Source organism: Rossellomorea marisflavi, assembly GCF_009806575.1.
Lineage (GTDB): Bacteria > Bacillota > Bacilli > Bacillales > Bacillaceae_B > Rossellomorea > Rossellomorea marisflavi_A.
In genome coordinates this window covers 4,332,595-4,353,037 of record NZ_CP047095.1, presented here as the reverse complement: position 1 = coordinate 4,353,037, position 20,443 = coordinate 4,332,595, and the positions used below count along the sequence as shown (strand labels likewise).

Annotated in this window: 19 protein-coding genes and 1 riboswitch; of the genes, 11 read left to right on the top strand and 8 right to left on the bottom strand. The window is 50.6% G+C overall.

Annotated features, from left to right (window positions below):
• Positions 1–217 precede the first annotated feature (217 nt).
• Positions 218–688, top strand: a complete 471-nt coding sequence (gene yiaA / locus D5E69_RS22295; protein WP_048004613.1) for an inner membrane protein YiaA — start codon at positions 218–220, stop codon at positions 686–688.
• Between the two features lie 72 nt (positions 689–760).
• On the opposite strand, the gene D5E69_RS22290 is transcribed toward yiaA, so the two are convergent.
• From D5E69_RS22290 to D5E69_RS22275, 4 genes are all read right to left on the bottom strand, one after another.
• On the bottom strand, positions 761–1,609 hold the full coding sequence (locus D5E69_RS22290) for a PRD domain-containing protein (RefSeq protein WP_159130286.1): 849 nt from the start codon (positions 1,607–1,609) through the stop codon (positions 761–763).
• Between the two features lie 21 nt (positions 1,610–1,630).
• Positions 1,631–3,043 carry a glycoside hydrolase family 1 protein gene (locus tag D5E69_RS22285; RefSeq protein ID WP_159130285.1) on the bottom strand — a complete coding sequence of 471 codons (1,413 nt, stop codon included), beginning with the start codon at positions 3,041–3,043 and terminating at the stop codon, positions 1,631–1,633.
• Positions 3,043–4,908, bottom strand: a complete 1,866-nt coding sequence (locus tag D5E69_RS22280) for a beta-glucoside-specific PTS transporter subunit IIABC (protein WP_159130284.1) — start codon at positions 4,906–4,908, stop codon at positions 3,043–3,045. Before D5E69_RS22280 ends, D5E69_RS22285 begins: the two co-directional genes overlap by 1 nt.
• 195 nt (positions 4,909–5,103) lie before the next feature.
• Positions 5,104–5,625: a ClbS/DfsB family four-helix bundle protein gene (locus D5E69_RS22275; RefSeq protein WP_159130283.1), complete on the bottom strand. Its 522-nt coding sequence runs from the start codon at positions 5,623–5,625 to the stop codon at positions 5,104–5,106.
• Positions 5,626–5,774: 149 nt separating this feature from the next.
• On the opposite strand from D5E69_RS22275, the gene D5E69_RS22270 reads away from it, so the two are divergent.
• Both D5E69_RS22270 and D5E69_RS22265 read left to right on the top strand, forming a co-directional pair.
• On the top strand, positions 5,775–7,130 hold the full coding sequence (locus D5E69_RS22270; RefSeq protein WP_159130282.1) for an FAD-binding oxidoreductase: 1,356 nt from the start codon (positions 5,775–5,777) through the stop codon (positions 7,128–7,130).
• A gap of 367 nt (positions 7,131–7,497) precedes the next feature.
• Positions 7,498–8,031 carry a hypothetical protein gene (locus tag D5E69_RS22265; protein WP_148794350.1) on the top strand — a complete coding sequence of 178 codons (534 nt, stop codon included), beginning with the start codon at positions 7,498–7,500 and terminating at the stop codon, positions 8,029–8,031.
• A 48-nt stretch (positions 8,032–8,079) separates the two neighbouring features.
• Here D5E69_RS22265 and D5E69_RS22260 read toward each other — a convergent pair whose 3' ends face one another.
• Genes D5E69_RS22260 through D5E69_RS22250 form a run of 3 tightly spaced genes read right to left on the bottom strand, consistent with a single transcriptional unit; the run spans position 8,080 to position 11,823 of the window.
• A complete protein-coding gene (locus D5E69_RS22260) occupies positions 8,080–8,676 on the bottom strand; it encodes a pyroglutamyl-peptidase I (protein ID WP_159130280.1) in 597 nt (198 codons plus the stop codon).
• A 14-nt stretch (positions 8,677–8,690) separates the two neighbouring features.
• Positions 8,691–10,655, bottom strand: coding sequence for a S9 family peptidase (locus D5E69_RS22255; RefSeq protein ID WP_159130279.1), 1,965 nt, complete (start codon positions 10,653–10,655; stop codon positions 8,691–8,693).
• Between the two features lie 31 nt (positions 10,656–10,686).
• The gene (locus D5E69_RS22250) at positions 10,687–11,823 is read right to left on the bottom strand and encodes an amidohydrolase (protein ID WP_148794354.1); all 1,137 of its coding nucleotides are present in this window, start codon (positions 11,821–11,823) and stop codon (positions 10,687–10,689) included.
• 196 nt (positions 11,824–12,019) lie between these two features.
• On the opposite strand from D5E69_RS22250, the gene D5E69_RS22245 reads away from it, so the two are divergent.
• The 8 genes from D5E69_RS22245 (at position 12,020) to D5E69_RS22210 (ending at position 19,278) form a co-directional block, all read left to right on the top strand.
• Entirely contained in the window at positions 12,020–12,466 is a 447-nt protein-coding gene (locus tag D5E69_RS22245; protein ID WP_048004633.1) for an Lrp/AsnC family transcriptional regulator, read from the top strand.
• A 21-nt stretch (positions 12,467–12,487) separates the two neighbouring features.
• Complete coding sequence (locus D5E69_RS22240) at positions 12,488–13,336, top strand: M55 family metallopeptidase (RefSeq protein WP_048004634.1); 849 nt, start codon at positions 12,488–12,490, stop codon at positions 13,334–13,336.
• A 31-nt stretch (positions 13,337–13,367) separates the two neighbouring features.
• Entirely contained in the window at positions 13,368–14,294 is a 927-nt protein-coding gene (locus D5E69_RS22235; protein ID WP_148794356.1) for an ABC transporter permease, read from the top strand.
• Position 14,295: 1 nt separating this feature from the next.
• Entirely contained in the window at positions 14,296–15,237 is a 942-nt protein-coding gene (locus tag D5E69_RS22230) for an ABC transporter permease (protein ID WP_048004636.1), read from the top strand.
• Between the two features lie 13 nt (positions 15,238–15,250).
• Positions 15,251–16,267: an ABC transporter ATP-binding protein gene (locus D5E69_RS22225; RefSeq protein ID WP_148794358.1), complete on the top strand. Its 1,017-nt coding sequence runs from the start codon at positions 15,251–15,253 to the stop codon at positions 16,265–16,267.
• The gene (locus D5E69_RS22220) at positions 16,267–17,214 is read left to right on the top strand and encodes an ABC transporter ATP-binding protein (protein WP_048013916.1); all 948 of its coding nucleotides are present in this window, start codon (positions 16,267–16,269) and stop codon (positions 17,212–17,214) included. The genes D5E69_RS22225 and D5E69_RS22220 overlap by 1 nt, the downstream gene beginning before the upstream one ends.
• 21 nt (positions 17,215–17,235) lie before the next feature.
• The gene (locus tag D5E69_RS22215) at positions 17,236–18,849 is read left to right on the top strand and encodes a peptide ABC transporter substrate-binding protein (protein ID WP_159130278.1); all 1,614 of its coding nucleotides are present in this window, start codon (positions 17,236–17,238) and stop codon (positions 18,847–18,849) included.
• 63 nt (positions 18,850–18,912) lie between these two features.
• A complete protein-coding gene (locus tag D5E69_RS22210) occupies positions 18,913–19,278 on the top strand; it encodes a DUF3899 domain-containing protein (protein ID WP_048013918.1) in 366 nt (121 codons plus the stop codon).
• 42 nt (positions 19,279–19,320) lie between these two features.
• Here D5E69_RS22210 and D5E69_RS22205 read toward each other — a convergent pair whose 3' ends face one another.
• On the bottom strand, positions 19,321–20,022 hold the full coding sequence (locus D5E69_RS22205) for an FTR1 family iron permease (protein WP_159130277.1): 702 nt from the start codon (positions 20,020–20,022) through the stop codon (positions 19,321–19,323).
• Between the two features lie 262 nt (positions 20,023–20,284).
• A riboswitch (glycine riboswitch) is annotated at positions 20,285–20,363 on the top strand.
• The last annotated feature ends 80 nt before the right edge of the window (positions 20,364–20,443 follow it).

The following is a 20,443-nucleotide window of genomic DNA, read 5'->3' as shown; positions in this document are numbered from 1 at the left end:
CTGACTCCCATTGCGGAATCAGGGGGACTTTTGAATCAAGTAAAGGTTTACCAATTGCTAAAATAAGGTACTAGAACAAGGAAGCAAGAGAATATCCTAAATAAGGGCACATCAAAAGTCACGAATTGTCCCCTGTTTAAACAATTTATGTAAAATACTTGCTATAATATGTTCTGGAATACGCATTTATCATGCTTTTATAAAAGGAGAGAAACGAATGGCAGACTTGAATGATAACCCGTTTGTACAGAACGAGGAGAAGAAGCCGAAGCCAAAAGTTGAACGCAAGGAAGGGGAACCTACTGCTGCGTTTAAAGGCGCGAGCTGGGCAGCCCTCATCATCGGACTGGGCGCTTACCTGATCGGGCTTTTCAACGCCGGTATGGAGCTCAATGAGAAAGGATACTACTTCGCTGTCCTCATCTTCGGCCTGTACTCTGCAGTATCCCTGCAAAAAGCGGTACGAGATAAAGAAGAAGACATTCCCGTCTCTGGCATCTACTACGGCCTCAGCTGGGTAGCGATGATCATCGCCATTGCCCTCGTCGGAATCGGCCTTTACAACGCGGGAAGCATTATCCTCAGCGAAAAAGGCTTCTATGCCATGGCCTTCGTCCTGAGCCTGTTTTCAGCCATCACCATCCAGAAGAATATCCGGGACACCCAGCAGGCAAGGGACCGGGATTGATGGGAAGTCGGTACTCATTGGAGTGCCGGCTTTTTCATGGAAAAAGACCAGCGATAACCGCTGGTCTTTCTTCTATTGATCCTGGTAATTCGTGAAGCGGATGAGGTGGATGAGGAGATAAAAGACTTCTTCATCCGTGCTGGGTTTCCCGGTCATCTTTTCTCCGTACGTTGATATGGACTGGGCACATTGATATTCATCGGGATATTCGCTTCGATATCGATCGAATAATAGAACATCCTTTGAATTGAGCTGCTGGTCTTCCATCAACCGCCTGATATAGTACTGCAAGTGCGTGATGAACCGGTTGTACCGTGTGGAAGTTGGATCCAGCGTGATATTCAGCTGATAGCGTACGATATTTTGGATGTCCTTGAGCATGGAGACCGCTAATATCGTATTCTCGAAATGAGCCTCTTCATTTCTTGCATTGACAAGGTGAAAGGCGATATTACCCGCTTCTTCTTCAGGAAGCTCCAAAGGTAGCAGCTTATTTAGATCGGAGAGGAGCACCATTGCGGCGGTGAACTCTTCCGGGTAGTGCAAGCGAATCTCGTTCAGTAATTTATTTTGTAAGATGATTCCCTTTTCAGTACGCTCGATGGCAAAGGCGAGATGGTCGAAAAGCATGAGCGTGGCATGTTGATCGAGTTCGTATGTCCAGTATGCCTTCATGCGTTCTAGTGAGTCATTGATAGCCTCCAGATGTTCTTTCGGTATGCTTTGGAGTAAGTGGATATATTCCTGTCTCGAATGACGATCATTGGGGACGAAGACCTTTTCGATGGCTGCCTCCGGAATCGTATCGCCTTCTTTGCTCTTAAACCCTAGTCCCTTGCCCATCACGATGATTTCCTGTCCGTTGTCATCTTTTGAAAGAACGAGGCTGTTATTCAAGATTTTCACTACTTTCACTTTCATCACCATCTTCTGTCACAGTCTTTAGATGTCTTTCCCATTCGTGGAAATGAGTCGTTGATACCAATAATAGCTGTCTTTTTTGATGCGGTCCATTCCTTTTAAATCAAATTCGCCCCGGTCCACATAGATGAAACCATATCTCTTCCCGTATCCCTGGTGGGTGCTGACGACATCCATGGCAGCCCATGGACAGTATCCGAAGACATTGACGCCGTCGGTTATGGCCAATTGGATCTGCTCGATATGAGAGCGTAGGAATTGAACACGGTAGTCATCATGGACTTTTCCGTCTTCGGTCAACTCATCTCGAGCACCGATTCCATTCTCCGTGATTACGATGGGAAGGGCGTATCGTTCATAGATCTTTCGTAAGGTCAGGCGTAAACCGACGGGATCAATCACCCATCCATACTTCGTTTTATCGACATACGGGTTTTCTTCCGGACGGTATACCCCTATTTCTCCAAGCATGATCTGCTGATCACCTGCACGGGGGCTGACATCTTGGGCAGATCCTGTACTCTCTGCAATGGTGGCAGTAGAGTAATAATTCATGGCGATGAAATCGGGTCTTCCCATTTGCATTATCTCGAAGTCATCTGCCTCTATGCGAGGAAGCCAATCCCGTTCTTCGAGGTAACTCCATAACAATGGGTTATAGCGTCCGTGTACGGCCAGGTCAAGGAAGCTGTACCCTCGCAGGGTTTCCCAGTTGTGGGCAGCGATGGCATCCTCAGGTTTACTTGTGGCCTGGTACATGGACGTCATATTCAAGGCCGGCCCGATCTGAGCATGAGGGGAGAGTTCTTTGCATAGGGCCATGACCCTGCCTTGTGCCACCATCATGTTGTGATTTTGCTGGTAAAGTTCCTTCTTGGTCGGTAGTGTTCCCCCTTTGGGAATACCAACGGCTCCGGGGTGAAGGATCAACGTATTCTGCTCGTTGATCGTGATCCAATAGTTTACTTTGTGCCCGTATCGTTGAAACAGGGTTTTAGCATAATGGGTAAAGGCATCGACGGTTTGACGGTTCAGCCATCCTCCTTGTTCCTCAAGAGCATAAGGGAGATCAAAGTGGTACATGGTCACCAGTGGTTCGATGCCGTTTGCTATCAATTCATCGATGAGGCGGTCATAGAAGGCGAGCCCCTCTTCGTTTGCCTCTCCCGTTCCATTGGGGAAAATTCTTGTCCATGCAATGGAGAAGCGGTAAGCCTTGAGACCGAGTTCGCTGAAGAGCCGGATATCCTCTTGATAGCGGTGATAATGATCACTGGCAACGGTGAATCCCGCTGTTCCTTCGGGATGATCCATCGCATCAATGACCGACATTCCTTTACCGCCCTCATTCCACGCCCCTTCTATTTGATAGGCAGATGTAGAAGCTCCCCACAGGAAGTTCCCTGGAAAGTCTTTTGGTGTTTTATAATGCATTATTCTTCCTCCTTCTTTGAAAGCTCCATTAGTGTGTCCCCTATGGATACGGCTGTCGTTTCATCGGTCATGAGCGGACCGAAGTCGGCGTGATTGGTAATGATGACAGGTGTCACCGTTTCATACCCTTTTGCCTGAATGGCATCGATATCAAATGTGATAAGCAGGTCCCCTTCTTGAACGCGGTCGCCTTGTTGAATATGAGTTTCATAGAATTCCCCTTGAAGATTCACCGTGTCGATACCCACATGGATCAACACCTCAATACCGGTGGTGCTACGTAGTCCAACGGCATGCTTGGAAGCCATCAGTGTGACGATTTCTCCAGTGAAGGGTGCACGTACTTCTCCTTTGGAAGGCAGGATGGCCAGCCCTTTGCCGATGAGCTCGTTGGAAAACACATGATCATTGACTTCGTTCAGGGGTAGCGCTTGTCCCTCCAGCGGGCTCTTGATTACATGGTCCTGAGTGCTGACCGCCTCTTCTTTTTGAGGGGATCCATCAACAGGATCTTCAAAGCCGAGGATCCATGTAGTTGCAAACGCAACGGTGAAGGCGATCACGATCGTAATGAATGCATGGACGATATTCATTGGATTCTCCCCGATAAAAGCGGGAATGGCTGCAAGTCCCGGTGATACAAATGCATAACGGACTAGTCCAGATAATCCTGCGTAAATCCCCCCGCAGGCGCCTCCAATCATGGCGGCGATGAGAGGTTTCTTCAGTTTAAGTGTGACTCCATATAGAGATGGTTCTGTAATTCCCACAAGGGCTGTAAACCCTGCGGAACCTGCGAGCTGCTTCAATTCCTTGTTCTTCGACTTAACTGCGACGGCAAGAGTGGCGGCACCTTGTGCAATGTTTGATGCCAGCATTCCCGGCCCGTTGATCATCTCCGATCCGTTATTGGAAAGCTGGGTCGTGGCAATCGGTGTCATGGCCCAAGCCGTCCCGGTGATCAGGAGGAATGGCTGCAATCCACCCATCAGCATCGGGATCAGCCAGCTTGCGTGGTTGTTGATACCGTCTGCACCTGCTGCTACCAGGTCGTTCAAATATGTTCCGATTGGCCCGATGATGACCACGGCAAGTGGAGCCGTGATAATCAGGATAAGCAGTGGCTTTAAAAAGAATTTAATGACCGATGGGGACACCCATTCAGCGAATCGCTCTATATAAGACATAATCCAGACCGTGATGATGATTGGCAGGACAGAACCAGCGTAATCAGTCAGACGCACCGGGATGCCCATGAAGAATAAATCATCCCCTGAAGTCAGGAAGGTTCCCCAATTCGGATGAAGAAGCACACCGGCGATGGTCATGGACAGCACCGGGTTGGTCTTGAACTTGATGGATGCCCCGTATGCAAGGAGCATCGGCATGAAGAAGAAGGCAGCATCTGCAACCGTATTCAATATAAAGTACGTTTGACTTTCTTCGGTCAATACCCCGGTCAAGACGAGTACAGCCAAAACGGCCTTGATCATACCAGCACCGATGATGGCAGGGATAAATGGAGTGAAAGTAGTCGAGATGACACTGATGAGACGGGTGATATATCCTTTTTTCTCTTCTTTTTCCCCTTCGCGAGGCTCTTTTGAAGGGTTTACGCCCTCACCGAGCTCTTCCTTGATAGCACGGTAGGCCTGCTGTACTTCATTGCCGATGATCACCTGGTACTGTCCGCCTTTATCGACGACGGAGATGACGCCCTGAAGGCCCTCGATTTCTTTTCTTTTCACCTTTGAAGAATCATAGAATTCGAATCTCAATCTAGTAGCACAGTGTGTGACCATGGATACATTATCCTTCCCTCCGGATAATGCCAGGATCTCTTTCCCCAATTTAGAATAATTCATGCTTTCATCCCCTTGAAGCGGCCTGATAGGACAATAAAAAAAGACCAAAACAATGTGCACCGATTCCACGGATGGAATGGAGCAAATTATTTTGGTCTTGCCTGCTTTACCAGTAACACGCCAATTAATAGTATTTGTTTAAAACGCTTACAGGTACTATAGCACAGGGTTCCCGTCTTGACAAGAAGGTAATTTTCACCTCATTGTATCGGACATTAACCCACCTTTTATTTCTGCACACTTCCTGAGCGCCCACTCATAATGCTTATATGTATTCGCTGCAAAATAACTATAGAGATGACTCGTTTTCGTCCACTTAACGTATTTCTTCGTCATGATTTCCTCCGTTGAGTGCCTGTTGATGAGGTCCATCACCCGCGTGTGGCTTTTCGTGACCTTTTTAATGGCCTTATTCAAGGGAACCTCCTGATAGTCATCCCAGATCTTCTGATTCAGGGCACCGATATCCCGCCACTGGTATCCGGGTGCGGGCATGGAAGGCTCGTCCCCGTCCATCCCTTCGCGGTACCAGCGCTCAAGCATGCTGTGCCATTCGTACAGATGCATGAGGACATCGCGGAAGTTCTTGTCTCTTTCATCGGTGATGATGGATTCTTTCCTCTTCCTAGGTGGAATGGAGGTGATGAGGTTCATGAGGGTCTGAAATGCTTCTTCGCTCTTTAGAATGAGGCGTTCTTTTCCTTCTGCATCGGTCATAGGCCAATTCCTCTTTTCGGTTTTCTTCAGTATATCAAATGCAAAGTGAATAAAGGTAAAAATAGGAAATCGAATTGTTCTCCTGCGCACCTTTCTACCAGCCATGAATACGATACTAGTAGATATAAGTATTCATAGAGGTGAAAGGTATGAAGTTAGAATCGTGGTTTTTTGAAGGACTGACGGGTGAGATCGTGACCCCGAAAACGCCGGAATATGAAGAATCCCGCCAGGAGTGGAACCGGGCAATCAATAAATTTCCCCTTGTCATCGTCTACTGCGGGGACAAGCAGGATGTAGCGAACGCGGTGCGCTGGGCAAGGAAGCGGTGTGTGCCGATCCGTATCCGGTCGGGCGGGCATCACTATGAGGGATATTCCACTGGGAACTGCCTCCTCGTCATCGATATCAGCCGTCTGAACAGGCTCGAGCTTGATCGTGAGAAGAATCTCCTCAGGATGGAGGCCGGTGCAAAAAACACAGCGGTGTATGATTTTGTCGGGTCCAACGGTTATGCGTTTCCCGGTGGGACATGCCCGACGGTGGGGGTGTCGGGATTCACCCTCGGGGGAGGCTGGGGATACTCGAGCAGGCTTCTCGGACTGGGTTGCGATAGCTTACTTGAATTGGAACTGGTTAACGATCAGGGGAAGCTGATCAAGGCGAATAAGGACACGAATGCCGACCTGTTCTGGGCTTGCCGTGGGGCAGGGAGCGGGAACTTCGGTGTCGTGGTGGGCATGACGTTTCAGCTGCCGGAACCGAACAATCCAACCGTTACATTGGTTCAGTTTTTCTATGACGGCACCACGAGGGACAAACAGGCAAACGTCATGGATATCTGGCAGAAGTGGCTGCCAGACCTCGATCCCCGCATGACTGTCGTAGCAAGCTTCTACAATGCCGAAGGGGAAGGACTCGGCATATTTGCGCGGGGATTCTTTTACGGGACACCGGCAGAAGCCAGTGCACTCCTCCAGCCGTTCAGCGCGGTGGAAGGATACTGTGAAGAGCTGGAAGAATCCTCTTTCCTGGAAGCGGTGAAGAAGGTGGAGGCGACCTATCCTCCATCAGAGAAATTCAAATCCACGGGTCGATTCGTACAGAGGACCTACTCAGGGAAGGAACTCTCAAAAATCGCTGGCCTTGTCCAGCATCCCGCAGAGGGGTCCGTCTACGCCGCCGTTTCGTTCTATGCCATGGGCGGTGCCATTGAAAGCGTAGGAAAACGCGAGACCGCTTTCTTCTTCCGTGACGCCCGCTATATCCTCGGCATACAATCCGTCTGGACGGACGACTGTGCTGCCAAGGTCAACCGCGAATGGGTCCAGGAACGTTTCCAATCCATCAAACTCATTACGAAGGGATCGTTTGTTAATTTTCCCATTAGCAATCTACCGAACTATGAGAGGGAGTATTTTGGAGGGAACGCCCCGGCGCTCAACCGGATCAATCGAAAATATGACCCGTTCAATGTGTTTACGTTTCCGCAGGGGTTGAAGTGAGGAGCATAGGATTCTATGCTTCTTTTTTATGAGTAGATTATGAGGTTTGGAAGAGATTTGAGAGTAGCGAAGTGGGAGGAATGATATTTGGTAAAAAGAAACCAAAAACGATACAATCATGATAAAGGTGTTAAAAAATTGGAAATTCGCATTTATATAATACAAGATTATCAAAATAAGAGGTGACCCTAGAGTGAATAAACCGAAAAAACAAGAGAAAGATTTACCCGACTTTTACCTGACTCATATGCAATTCCCTACGGAAAATCGGCAGAATGTAGTAGTATTCTTACTAATATTCATGGACTTTCTCGGGGGTATCCCTCTCCTTAGTGACCCTTTTCATAGAGGATTCTTCTGGGCGGGCATGATCCCAGTCATACTCATGAACATGTGGGGGATCGTCTACCTCGTGGCACCCTTTAAGTTTGAAAGATCCTATTTCTTATACATGGGTGTGTTGGGTGTCGCCGTAGCTTACTTATATTTCATCGTTTCCCAAAAATTAATGTATGTGCATGTAGGAGTGGAGGGGCCGCTTTATGCTGTGATCAGTGCCGTCCTTCTGGTTGCTGCCCTCGTATTTTTTCAAATCTTTAATTACCGGATGTTGTATTCCGGGACCTATGACAGGCTGGATGAGGATCCTTCAAGCTTCAATCTGTCCCCGATCATTACTGCGTCAAGTATGGGATACATCGCGGCTCAATTCCTGCTCTCTTTAACCGTGTCGAAATCCTTTAAGATGATGGTATTGGTTGGCGCTTACTCTGTACTGATCTTGATCATGGCGTACATAGCTACATACCTGCACCGATACATGTATATCCTCCAAAATCCGGAACAATTGAAGAGTATGTATTCAGGTTTTGGCCGGCCGAAAAAAGAACGAATGAGATAAAAAAGGGCGGGAGCATATAAGCATCCCGCTCTTTCCGTTTAACGAATTTTACAAAATACCGACCATCACCCGCACACTCTCTACTAAATCCCCTACAGACCAAGATGGAAGCTTTTTATTATCCAAAGCAAGTCCGTGATGCGCCGGAATATGGACGAATCCTGAGCGGATCTTCAGCTGATGTGTTTCGATATGATGCCTGGCGGCGTACATGATCTGGTTGCACAGATAGGTCCCGGCCGTATTGGAGATGCCGGCGGGCAGTGATTGCCTGCGGAGCTCCATTTCAAATTCCTTGATGGGCAGGGTCGAGAAATACGCATCGGGAGCATCTTCGATGATTTTTTGCCCATCATAGCGGTTTCCTGCGTTGTCGGGTTCCCCGTCCATGCAATTGATGGCAATCCTCTCTGGGGTGATGCGGTTCCTTCCTGCAGCAAGTCCAAGGGACAGGACGACGTCAGGTTCATGCTCATGGATGGCTTCGAGGAGGATGCCCGCCGACTGGGTGAAGTCGACGGGAAGTACTTTGCCGATGATGGTATTCCCGGCCACGACCGATCCGTCGAGCTCACGGACGATGATTTCAGTCGGGTTGGATTCCATGCCGAGGAAGGCTTCGAATCCAGTGAGTAAGACGTTCATCTCGCATCTCTCCTTTATCTTAAATACTGATCGAACCAATCGGTGATTTCATCGAGGCGGATGAGCCTCAGACCCGGTTTGCCGCTTCGTGACAGCTCGTGATTGGATTCCGGGAACCGGACGAAACGCGTTTCCTTCTTCAGTTGCTTCAGTGCGATATACAGCTGTTCCGCCTGCTCGATTGGACAGCGAAGGTCGTTCTCGCTGTGAAGGATCAGGAGCGGTGTGTCTACGTTCTTCACATAGCGCAAGGGGGAGATGCGCCACAGCTCATCGGGATCCTCGAGGATGGTCGTCTTATGCTCCCATTCCGTGAAGTAATAACCGATATCGCTGACGCCGAAGAAGGAGATCCAGTTGCTGATCGAGCGCTGGGTGGCGGCTGCCTTGAAGCGGTCGGTCTGACCTACGATCCAGTTTGTCATGAACCCGCCGTAGCTTCCGCCGGTGACACCGAGGCGATCCGGGTCGATCCAGTCGAACGTCTCGAGCGCCTGGTCCAGTGTCGTCATGATGTCTTCATAATCGATTCCCCCGTACCGGCCCCGGACGGCATCCACGAAGGTCTGACCGTACCCGTGGCTCCCCCTCGGATTTGTATAAAGGACGCCGTATCCCTTGGATGCAAGCACCTGAAACTCGTGCATGAATCCGTAGCTGTACATGGCATGGGGACCACCGTGGATTTCAACGACAAGGGGGTGGGATGTTTCATTGCTGCCAACAGGCTTCATGATCCATCCTTGAAGAACCGTTCCGTCCTCTGCCTGAATCGGGAATTCTTGAGGAACGGAGAGTTCGATCTCCTTCAAGGCATCCTCGTTTTCCCACGAGAGCCTCTTCTCACCACTAGAATCCAAGATAAATAGATCTCCCGGAATATCATATTGGCTGACGGCAAACAGGATATTGTCCTGAGCGGAGTCCATGCTGTAGCCGTACACCTGCCGCTTCCCATCGATGATCGTGGTGATTTCACGCTCCAATGTGATGCGGTAAAGGTTGGTGGCACCGCGGTCGCTCGCAGCGAAGTACAGCGATTGGCCATCCTTTGACCATACCGCGCCGCCGGCCGTTCCCGTCCCCATATCATTGATGGCCACGTCGCTGCATTCCACGTCCGAGTCCTCAGTGAGACAGATCAATTCCCTTGTCTTTCGATCAAGCGTCCAAACCCTTGTGAGCGTTGAACCTGCATATGCCATGTTATCTCCGAGGACGGACAGGGTTTCGCCGTCCGGGGAATAGTTCGGCAAGCGCAAACGAAGATTTCCGCTGGTGAGGATATCCGCCTTCAGGGTTTCCAAGTCGAGCTCGTGGACATCAGAGAAGAAAGTCCTCTCAGGATCGGCAGAGCGGTTGGCACAATAGGCTACAGTGGATCCGTCGGGTGAGAAGGCCGGAATTCCATGGTCATACGGTCCGCTCGTCAGCACGGTTTCCGTCCCCGTTTCAAGGTCTAAAAGGACAAGCTGGCGATAGGTGCCATCGGAAAACCCTTCGGCATCGGACTTATATTGCATGCTCGTGGTGATAAAAGGCTTGAGCGTAGATTCTTCCTTGCTTTCTCCCGCTTTCTCTAATCCTTCTTCCTCTCGTAAGGGGGCCGTGACGATGATCTTCTTTCCATCAGGCGACCAGACTGGCTGGGAGGCGCCATGTTTGAATGAGGTAACCTCTCTTGCTTCCCCTCCGTCCGCCGCGATGCGCCAAAGCTGGCGTTTACCTGACCGGTCCGACACGAATACGATGCTTTTCCCATCGGGCGACCATCTCGGCTGCGTATCGGAAGCATCTCCGTGTGTGAAGGGGGAAATCTCTCCGGTCACAAGGTTGATATGATACAGATTGGACCGGTAACGTTCGTCATTGAGCACGGTCCTTTTGACAAATAGGGCCCGTTTCCCATCGGGTGAAATCTGTGGGTCTGAAATGAATGAAAAGTCGAGTAGCTCCCTGGATGAAAGTCCTTTGGTCATCTTGGTGTCCTCCTTTTAATGATGGGTACGGTCATTCACCGAAAACCCGTACTCCGTTGATATAGGTGTATTCCACTGGGTTCCTGAGGTCGAAAGGCGTCCCGTTCCAAAGGACAAAATCCGCATCCTTGCCGGCTTCCACGGTCCCTACCCGGTCATCTACGCCGAGATGCTTGGCGGCATCGGATGTGATGGCCTTCATGGCCTGTGCTTCTGTCAGTCCGTATTTCACCGCCAGGATCACGCTCGTCATGAGGTGCTCGATGGCAATCACAGGGTGATCGGTCGTAATCGAGAACGGTACATCCGCTTCGGCAAGGGCAAGGAGGGTGTTCCATCCCTTATCGGAGAGCTCTACTTTTGAACGAGGCGTCATGGTTGGTCCGACGGACACGCGAACATCGTGCTTCGCGATGAACGGAGCGATCTGGTGACCTTCCGTACAGTGCTCGATTGTTACATCGAAGCCGAACTCCCTTTTCAGGCGCAGCACCGTCACGATATCATCGGCGCGATGTGCGTGGACGCGCAGTGGGATCTCTTTATCCAGCACCTTGACGATGGGTTCGAGCTCGGCATCGCGGCCGGTTTCCCCTGATGATAATTTCCTCTTATAGTTTTCTGCCTCAATGAATTTCTTCCGTAGGAGGCCTGCCACGCCCATTCGCGTCGTGGGCATCCGCCCCTTTTCCCCGTGGAATCGCTTCGGGTTTTCTCCAGTGGCTGCTTTCAGACCGGATGGATTCCGGATCACCATCTCATCGACGATGTCCCCCACGGTCTTCAGTACGCACATTTCCCCGCCGATTACATTGGCGCTTCCCGGCATAACCTGAACCGTCGTGACGCCTGCCCGTCTTGCATCTTCAAATCCGCGGTCCTTAGGATTGATCCCGTCAATCGCCCTGACGCCCGGGGTGGTAGCGGAGCTCGTTTCGTTGAAATCCTGCCCTTCTTTCCCAAGGCCCTCTTCATGGACCCCGAGGTGGGTGTGCACGTCAATCAGCCCCGGTGTGAAATACTTGCCCGCGGCATCAATCACTTCATATCCTGCCGGTACGGAATCCGCATCCACCGATACGAACTTCCCCTCTTTAATCAGAATGATGGAATCCTTCAGTTCCCTTCCTGTCCCGTCTACCCCTGTTACATTCGTTAAAGCTATCATGAAATAAATTCCCTCCTATTATCCAGAATTATCATTGCTTTCTGAAAATTTATTTTATATAATACCCTCTATACTCAAAATTTCCTTATAACGATATTAATTCAAAAAATTAGTATTGTAAATGTTCGTCAACTACACAATATGTACTGATATGGGTAAAAAGTTTGAGAAATACGTTCGGGGAGTAGGGAAGCAAGTGGACTATCAGATCGATGAATTAGACCGTGGGATTATCAAAATGCTATCGAGGGATGGGAGAATTCCCTTTTCTGAAATAGCAAATGAACTGGAAGTAACGGAAAAGACCATCCGGCTCAGGTATAAAAATCTTGTGCAAAACGAAATCATTGAAGTCGTTGGTGTCGTCAATCCGATTGCCTTGGGGTTAAAGGCGGGCGCGATTATACAGCTGAAGGTGGGACAAGGGATGATCGAGAAGGTGAAAACCTCCCTCAGCCAGATCAGGGAGGTACGCTATATCACGATCACTTCCGGGGAGTATCCCCTCCTGATCCAGATCAACGTCCAGAATCAGGAAGACATCAGGGACTTCATCTTCAAGATGGATAAGATCGAAGGGGTGATTTCCTATAATACCATCATCCAGCTCGAAAACTACAAGAATACGTTTGAATACTTATAAAAAACGAAAAGAGGGTCTCCTATGAAAATCTTTATCTCTGCAGACATGGAAGGGATATCCGGGGTGGCAACCAATCAACAGCTGAAAACACCTTCCGAATATCAGCGCTTCCGGCACTTGATGACCGCCGATGTGAACGCGGCCATTGAAGGAGCATATAACGGCGGGGCAACGGCCGTTGTCGTCGCCGATGGGCACGGGAATATGTCGAATCTATTGATTGAAGAACTGGATCCCCGCGCCACCCTCGTATCCGGCAACAACCGGGTCATGTGTCAGCTCGAGGGACTGGATGAAAGCTTCGACGGGATCATGTTCGTCGGCCATCACGGTCGTGAAGCGGGATCGGAACGGGCCGTGATCAGCCACACCCTGGCCGGCATTTGTGTAAACGAAATGAAGATCAATGGACAGGTTGTGGGGGAAACAGAGATGAATTCTCTCGTGGCAGGAAGCTTCGGCGTACCGGCCATCTTCATCTCGGGGGACGATGCGTACGTCGCAGAAGTGCAGGAGACATTGCCTTCGGTGAAAGCAGCCGTCACGAAGCGAGCGGTTGATCGTTTCGCAGCCGAGCTTCTCCATCCTGAAGTGGCACGGAAGGAAATCCGGGAAAAAGCGGAAGAAGCCGTGAAAGAAGCCAAACAGGCCGCACCACTTCAAGTGGAAGGTCCCGTCACCTTTGAGCTTGAGCTGAAGGGATCACAGCAGGCAATGATGACCACGACGCTTCCGACAGTGGAACTGACCGGGCCGCGGAGCATCCGCTTCACCTGTGATGACATGGTCACGGCCTACAAGCATATGTGGGGCTGCGTGATCATCGCCATGTCGGCGACCAATGGTGTACTCGGCAGTGTGAACGCCTGACACAGAACAAAAAAACCTTGGAGGTGAGTGGATGTACATAGTTAAACGATTGTTCACCATGCTGATGACCATCTGGGTCATTGCCAGCCTGACGTTCCTGATCATGAAGATGATCCCGGGGGATCCGTTTGCTTCGGATGCCGATGTCCTGCCGCCTGAAGTGCTGCAGAATATCAGGGCGAAATACAATCTCGATGAACCGATTGCCGTCCAGTATCTTCTATATATGAAGGACTTGGCCACCTTTGACCTCGGCATCTCCATCCAGTCGGAGACGCGTTCGGTCAATACGATCATTGCTGAAGGAGCACCGGCATCGGCCCTCTTAGGACTGCAGGCGCTTGTCATCGCCTTGGCGTTCGGTCTGCTGCTCGGGATCGTTGCGGCGCTCCACCATAACCGGGCCCTGGATTATCTGTCCATGTTCATCGCCATCATCGGGATATCGGTTCCGAGCTTCATCCTGGCGCCGCTCCTGATCAAGTATTTCGCAGTAGAATGGGGCATTTTCCCCGTCGCTTCCTGGGGAACATGGCAGCACTCCATCCTTCCGTCACTGGCCCTGGCTGCGACGCCACTCGCCGTCATCGCACGCTTCATGAGATCGAGCATGCTCGAGGTCCTGAACCAGAACTACATCCGGACCGCCGATGCCAAAGGGTTATCGACGACCAAGCTTGTCGTCCGGCACGGGATCCGGAATGCCATCCTTCCCGTGATTTCCTTCATTGGACCGCTATTTGTCGCCTTGATCACCGGTACCTTCGTCATCGAGAAGATCTTTGCCATACCGGGGATCGGCCGCTACTTCGTTGACAGCATCTTCAACAGGGATTATCCCGTCATCATGGGGACGACGATCTTCTTCAGCACCCTTTTGGTGGTCACCCTGTTCTTGATCGACATTTCTTACCGTTTCATTGATCCGAGAATAAAACTTACGAGTGGAGGGGAGTAACATGGAAGCCAAACGAGTCGACGACTCCCTATTCCGTCCATTATCCAACAAAACAGAACAGGAAGCAGCCGAACGCCCGAGCATGAGCGTGTGGAAGGAAATGCTCCTGAATGTGATCAAGAACAAGATGTCCATATTGGGGCTATCGCTTCTATTCGTCATCATTCTATTAGGTATCTTCGGGCCCCATCTTGTACCGTATGACCCAGCAGGACAGGATCTTGAGAAAACGAATATCGCTCCGAACGGTGATCACTGGTTCGGTACGGACGACCTTGGACGGGATGTGTGGTCTCGAACCTGGTACGGGGCACGTGTCTCCCTTACGATCGGGCTGATTGCCGCTGCGATCGATATCATCCTCGGGGTGACCATCGGAGGGATCTCCGGTTACATGGCAGGACGCGGCAAGGTCGGTGACCGCATCGACAGCATCCTGATGCGGATCGTGGAGATTTTATACGGAATACCTTACCTGCTCATTGTCATCCTCCTCATGGTCATCATGGAACCGGGCATCACGTCCATCATCATCGCCCTTTCCGTCACAGGCTGGGTGGGGATGGCGAGGATCATCCGGGGACAGATCCTCCAGCTGAAGTCGCAGGAGTATGTCCTCGCCGCTGAAAAGCTGGGCACCTCCCATTCGAAGATCATCTGGCGGCATCTGATCCCGAACACAGCCGGTATCATCATTGTCAACTTGACGTTCACGATCCCGCAGGCCATCTTTGCCGAATCGTTCCTGAGCTTCCTCGGACTCGGTGTCCAGGCTCCTTTCGCAAGCTGGGGGACAATGGCAAACGATTCACTTGGTGTCATCCTCAGCGGTCAGTGGTGGCGTCTATTCTTCCCTGGCTTGATGATTTCCCTCACCATGTTCGCATTCAATGCATTTGGCGACGGTCTTCAGGACGCACTTGACCCTAAATCGAATAAATAAGGAGGTGAACAGGATGGAACGTCTACTTGAAGTCAACCATCTGGAAGTCGGTTTTAAAACATACGGAGGCGAGGTCCAGGCCGTGCGGGACGTATCCTTCCATGTGAATAAAGGAGAGATCCTCGCCATCGTCGGGGAGAGTGGAAGCGGGAAGAGTGTGACGGTGCAGGCCGTCATGGGGCTCATCCCCACTCCCCCGGGACGGATCAAGCAAGGGGAAGTGTTGTTTGACGGGAGGGACCTCCTGAAGCTTTCCAAACGGGAGATGCAGAAGGTCAAAGGATCCCGGATCAGCATGGTCTTCCAGGATCCCATGACGTCCCTGAATCCGACGATGAAGGTCGGGAAGCAGATCGAGGAAAGCATCATCACCCATCAGAGCGTCAAACGGGATGAAGCGAAGAAGCGGGCTGTCGAGATGATCAGGAAGGTCGGCATTCCGAACCCTGCAGAACGCTATGAACAGTATCCCCACGAATTCAGCGGTGGGATGAGGCAGCGGATCATGATTGCCATCGCCCTTGCCTGTCATCCTGAAATCCTGATTGCCGATGAACCGACCACGGCCCTTGATGTGACCATCCAGGCCCAGGTCCTTGATCTTATGAAAGGATTGAAGGAAGACATGGGTACATCGATCATCCTCATCACACATGACCTTGGCGTCGTGGCCGAAACGGCTGAGCGTGTAGCCGTCATGTACGGTGGGCTGATCGTGGAGACGGCCACTGTCGAAGAGCTGTTCCATCGTCCGAAGCATCCATACACATGGGGGCTGCTGGAGTCGATCCCGGATATTGAGGCAGTAGAAAAGGAGCGGCTTGTCCCGATTGAAGGTACACCGCCTGACCTATTCTCTCCGCCGAAGGGATGTCCGTTTGCTCCCCGCTGCAAGTATGCCATGGAAGTGTGTGTCGAGGAGATGCCCCCGGCTTTTGCCATCGGGGAAGGCCATGAAGCGAAGTGCTGGCTGAACGATCCAAGGACCCCGGCACTCACGGAACTTGTCAGCGCAGGGAGGGAAGAGTGATGACCCACATCATAGAAGTAGACAAGCTGAAGAAGCATTATCCAATCGGAAAGGGAGCCGTCGTCAAATCGGTCGATGATATCTCCATCCAGATCAAGAAAGGTGAAACGTTTGGACTCGTCGGGGAAAGTGGAAGCGGGAAGTCCACCCTCGGGAAGACGATCGTAGGTCTTGAGGGGCCGACGTCAGGAACGATTCATTATAACGGTCGTGATATGACCAAGCTCGATAAGAAAGAGAAGAAGCGGGCCAACCGGGAGATCCAGGTGATCTTTCAGGATCCCCACGCCTCCCTTAATCCCCGCATGAGGGTAGGGGATATCATTGCCGAGGGGATTGATGCCCATCGGTTGGCAAGGGGAAAAGCCCGTCAGGAAAGGGTGTATGAGCTCCTTGAAAAGGTCGGCCTGAAGCCAGAGCACGCCAAGAGATACCCTCATGAATTCAGTGGTGGACAGCGTCAGCGGATCGGCATTGCCCGCGCCCTGGCCGTAGAACCAAAATTCATCGTCGCAGATGAACCGATTTCCGCCCTCGATGTCTCCATCCAGGCTCAGGTGATCAACCTCTTGGAGGATCTGAAGCAGGAAGAGGAGCTCACCTATCTCTTCATTGCCCATGATCTTGGCATGGTGAAGCATATCAGCGACCGTATCGGGGTCATGTATCTCGGCCGTATGATGGAGCTTGCAGACAGTGATGAACTGTTTCGCAATCCTCTTCATCCCTATACAAAGGCTCTGCTTTCAGCCATCCCCGTTGCGAATCCAACTGCAGCGAAAAGAGAAAAGATTGTCATTGAAGGGGATCCCCCGAGCCCGGTGAACCCGCCGAGCGGCTGCCGGTTCAGGACCCGTTGCCCCCATGCGACAGAGATTTGCGCGCAGCAGGTACCGGAGTGGAAGGAAGTTGAAGAGAATCACTGGACAGCGTGTCATCTATATTAAAATGTTGAAGGAGGAACCCCGATGAAAAAATGGACACAGAGTTTGCTTTTGGTCACATCCCTCGCCCTAGTGGCCGCGGGTTGCAGCAGCAAGGAGTCAGGAAGCGGAGCCGATGGAAAAGTCGCACAGGAAATCACAGTCAATGCCATGAGTGAGCCGCCTGATCTCGACCCGGCCCTTGCCACCGACACTACATCCGGATGGGTGATGGACCATGTATTCGAAGGACTGTATACGAAGGACAAAGAAGGGAAGCCGGTCCTTGGAACGGCCAGTAAAGCCGATGTATCAGAAGACGGGAAAACCTATACCTTCACGATCCGTGACGATGCCAAATGGTCCGACGGCAGCAATGTCACGGCAGAAGATTTCGAATATGCATGGAAACGCGTGCTGAACCCTGATACGGGAAGTTCGTTCGCATTTTACCTTTATTACCTAAAAGGTGCCGAGGATTATAACAAGGGTAAAGGGAAAGTGGAAGATGTAGGCGTAACAGCGAAAGATGAAAAAACGCTTGTTGTGGATCTCGAAGCTCCCCTCAGCTACTTCGATGAACTATTGACCATGTGGACGTTCTATCCTGTGAAGAAGGATACCGTCGAAGAAAATAAAAACTGGGCGGCAGGCGCAGACACATATGTGAGCAACGGGCCGTTCAAGCTCACGAACTGGATGCATGATAGTGAAGTGGTCATTGAGAAGAATAAGGAATACTGGGATAACAAAGTCGTCAATCTTGATAAAGTCACCTACAAGATGGTCAATGATGCTACCACCTACTATCAGATGTTCAAAACAAAGGAATTGGATTTGATCCAGACCCTTCCGTCTGATGTGGTAGCCCAGGAGAAGGATTCCAAGGAATATAGTGAAGTACCATACTTCGGAACGTATATGTATATGTTCAATGTGGACAAGGAACCGTTCACCAATGAAAAGATCCGTCGTGCTTTCACCCTTGCCGTCGACCGCGAGTCCCTCACGAAAAACGTCACAAAAGCTGGTGAAACACCTGCTTATGCCTTTGTACCGGGCGGCGTTGATACAGGCGATGGCGACTTCCGTGAGCAGGGAGGAGCCTATTTCGAATCGAATGTCGAAGAAGCGAAAAAGCTCTTGGAAGAAGGCATGAAAGAGGAAGGCTGGAGCGAGCTGCCGGCTGTGACCCTCACGTATAACACATCCGAGAATCACAAGAAGATCGCAGAAGCCGTCCAGTCCATGTACAAGAAGAATCTTGGCGTCGATATCAAGCTTTCCAATCAGGAATGGAAGACCTATCTAGATACGACCCAGCAGAAGAACTTCCAGATGGCCCGCATGGGGTGGATCGGGGTCCTGGTGGATCCGGTCGTCATCCTTGACTACTACCTCGGGGACAGCCCGAACAACCGTACCAACTGGGTCAATGACAAGTACGACAAGCTGATGGCAGACGCAAAAGTGGAGCAGGATACAGCGAAACGCTACGATCTCCTTCATCAGGCAGAAGAAGTACTCATGGAAGACCTGCCTTTCAACCCGATCTATCACTATACGAATAACTATATGACCGCACAGAACTTCAAGGACATCGTGTATCCGGTCAACCGTTATCCGTACTTGAAGTGGGCGGAGAAAGTATCAGAATAACAACGCCTGTTCTCTGATCCTGATGTGGATGGAGAGCGTAAGGATGAGAAGGGGAGATTCTTGATGAAATGGAAGATGGGGCTTGCGATGGTCACCGTTTCAGGATGGGTGGCTGCTATCGGATTAAAGCTGGGATCCAGGGCTGATTTAGCCGACTCTGCCTTTCTGATCGGTCTCTGCCTTTTGATCCTGGGTGTCAGTGCGATGATCATGAAGACAGGGTTTCTCTCGCCTATCGTGGAGGGATTTAAGATCATCGGCGAGCGGATGATCAGGCGGTCGCGATCCATGGAGCGGGCTGATGACCTGATCCAGAAAGATCATGATTTCCAGGCATTCAAATCCAATCTTTCCACGTGGATCACCCAGGGTACATTCATCATGGGGGCTTGCTCCATCTTGATCTCTGTTGGAATACTGATCGTCTAGTAATAAAAAGATCCCATCTCGATTGAGATGGGATTCTTTTTGTTATGCCGTTCGTCTGAATCTCGCCACATCATCCTTCAGGAGGATAAACAATGCCGGAACGATGAAGACGGCCAAGAATAGAATCTCCATTGCTTCAGAGTGAGTCTCCAAGAGCTCCACGATGCCTTCTGCAAACATTTCTCCGCCAAGGAAGACGAGGATGAGCCCCAATGCTTTGAAGATCAGGGAGAGGTTAAGCTTGATTGTCGTCTTGAAGATCACGAATGCAACGAGTGCAGCCGCTACGATTCCGATGATGCTACCGAGAGCCACGGTACCGGCGCTTTCTGAGATCTTGGTCATGTTGAATACCATGAGCTCCATGCCTTCGCGGATGACGGAAAGGAAGGCCAATAAGAATAAACCGATTTTGGAAGTAGAAGACTTCTCCGTTTGCCCTTTGATTTTGCCTGCAACCTGCTGATTGCGGTGGAGCCAAAGGATGAAGTAGGCAATCAAGCCTGCTGCCGCGATCCGCATGACGGCCTCCATGATTTCTTCTGCTTCATGGGAGATGCTTTGTGCAAACGTGAATAGACCCCAGCCCAGGATCAAACTGCCGATCACGCCTGCAATGGTACCGAATCCGACAACCTTGGCAAGATGCTTCCGGTTCAGCTGTGAGAGCGTTGCCAAAATAATGCCGATGATCAAGGCCGCTTCCAGGCCTTCACGAAATGAAAGAAAAAGCGAATCCAACATATGTATTCCCCCGTATGGTATGAGTGCATTTCTAAGCTTTATAATAATGAGAATGATTATCACTGTCAATACTATAAATAAAAAAAGATTTGGTCGATCTGGAGAGCTCAACCAAGTGACCGACAGCATCTGGAGGAAACAGCTGCGTGGCTTCTGCACAAGGAGGAACTTCCTTTGACAAATCCATTCAACGGGTCTACAATATATAACTATTCAAACATAATAATATCAAGCTACGATCGCTGTGGGTCACACTACAGCAGGAGCAGCTTCTGGAGAGACCGCTATTCAAGCGGCGCCGAAGGGTTCACAATCTCAGGCAAAAGGACAGAAGGGTACCGGGTATGGATTTTCCGAACGAGGGGAAATCTATATTTGATATTCTTTTCGACTGAGAGATTGGATGCTTCCAATCTCTTTT

Coding starts and splice junctions, on each gene's coding strand:
- D5E69_RS22230 (WP_048004636.1), top strand. CDS start 14,296: ATGGAAGCCAAACGAGTCGACGACTCCCTATTCCGTCCATTATCCAAC.
- D5E69_RS22285 (WP_159130285.1), bottom strand. CDS start 3,043: ATGCATTATAAAACACCAAAAGACTTTCCAGGGAACTTCCTGTGGGGA.
- D5E69_RS22275 (WP_159130283.1), bottom strand. CDS start 5,625: ATGACCGATGCAGAAGGAAAAGAACGCCTCATTCTAAAGAGCGAAGAA.
- D5E69_RS22205 (WP_159130277.1), bottom strand. CDS start 20,022: ATGTTGGATTCGCTTTTTCTTTCATTTCGTGAAGGCCTGGAAGCGGCC.
- D5E69_RS22210 (WP_048013918.1), top strand. CDS start 18,913: ATGAAATGGAAGATGGGGCTTGCGATGGTCACCGTTTCAGGATGGGTG.
- D5E69_RS22280 (WP_159130284.1), bottom strand. CDS start 4,908: ATGAATTATTCTAAATTGGGGAAAGAGATCCTGGCATTATCCGGAGGG.
- D5E69_RS22265 (WP_148794350.1), top strand. CDS start 7,498: ATGATCCCAGTCATACTCATGAACATGTGGGGGATCGTCTACCTCGTG.
- D5E69_RS22290 (WP_159130286.1), bottom strand. CDS start 1,609: ATGAAAGTGAAAGTAGTGAAAATCTTGAATAACAGCCTCGTTCTTTCA.
- D5E69_RS22235 (WP_148794356.1), top strand. CDS start 13,368: ATGTACATAGTTAAACGATTGTTCACCATGCTGATGACCATCTGGGTC.
- D5E69_RS22225 (WP_148794358.1), top strand. CDS start 15,251: ATGGAACGTCTACTTGAAGTCAACCATCTGGAAGTCGGTTTTAAAACA.
- D5E69_RS22215 (WP_159130278.1), top strand. CDS start 17,236: ATGAAAAAATGGACACAGAGTTTGCTTTTGGTCACATCCCTCGCCCTA.
- D5E69_RS22240 (WP_048004634.1), top strand. CDS start 12,488: ATGAAAATCTTTATCTCTGCAGACATGGAAGGGATATCCGGGGTGGCA.
- D5E69_RS22255 (WP_159130279.1), bottom strand. CDS start 10,655: ATGACCAAAGGACTTTCATCCAGGGAGCTACTCGACTTTTCATTCATT.
- D5E69_RS22220 (WP_048013916.1), top strand. CDS start 16,267: ATGACCCACATCATAGAAGTAGACAAGCTGAAGAAGCATTATCCAATC.
- yiaA (WP_048004613.1), top strand. CDS start 218: ATGGCAGACTTGAATGATAACCCGTTTGTACAGAACGAGGAGAAGAAG.
- D5E69_RS22250 (WP_148794354.1), bottom strand. CDS start 11,823: ATGATAGCTTTAACGAATGTAACAGGGGTAGACGGGACAGGAAGGGAA.
- D5E69_RS22270 (WP_159130282.1), top strand. CDS start 5,775: ATGAAGTTAGAATCGTGGTTTTTTGAAGGACTGACGGGTGAGATCGTG.
- D5E69_RS22260 (WP_159130280.1), bottom strand. CDS start 8,676: ATGAACGTCTTACTCACTGGATTCGAAGCCTTCCTCGGCATGGAATCC.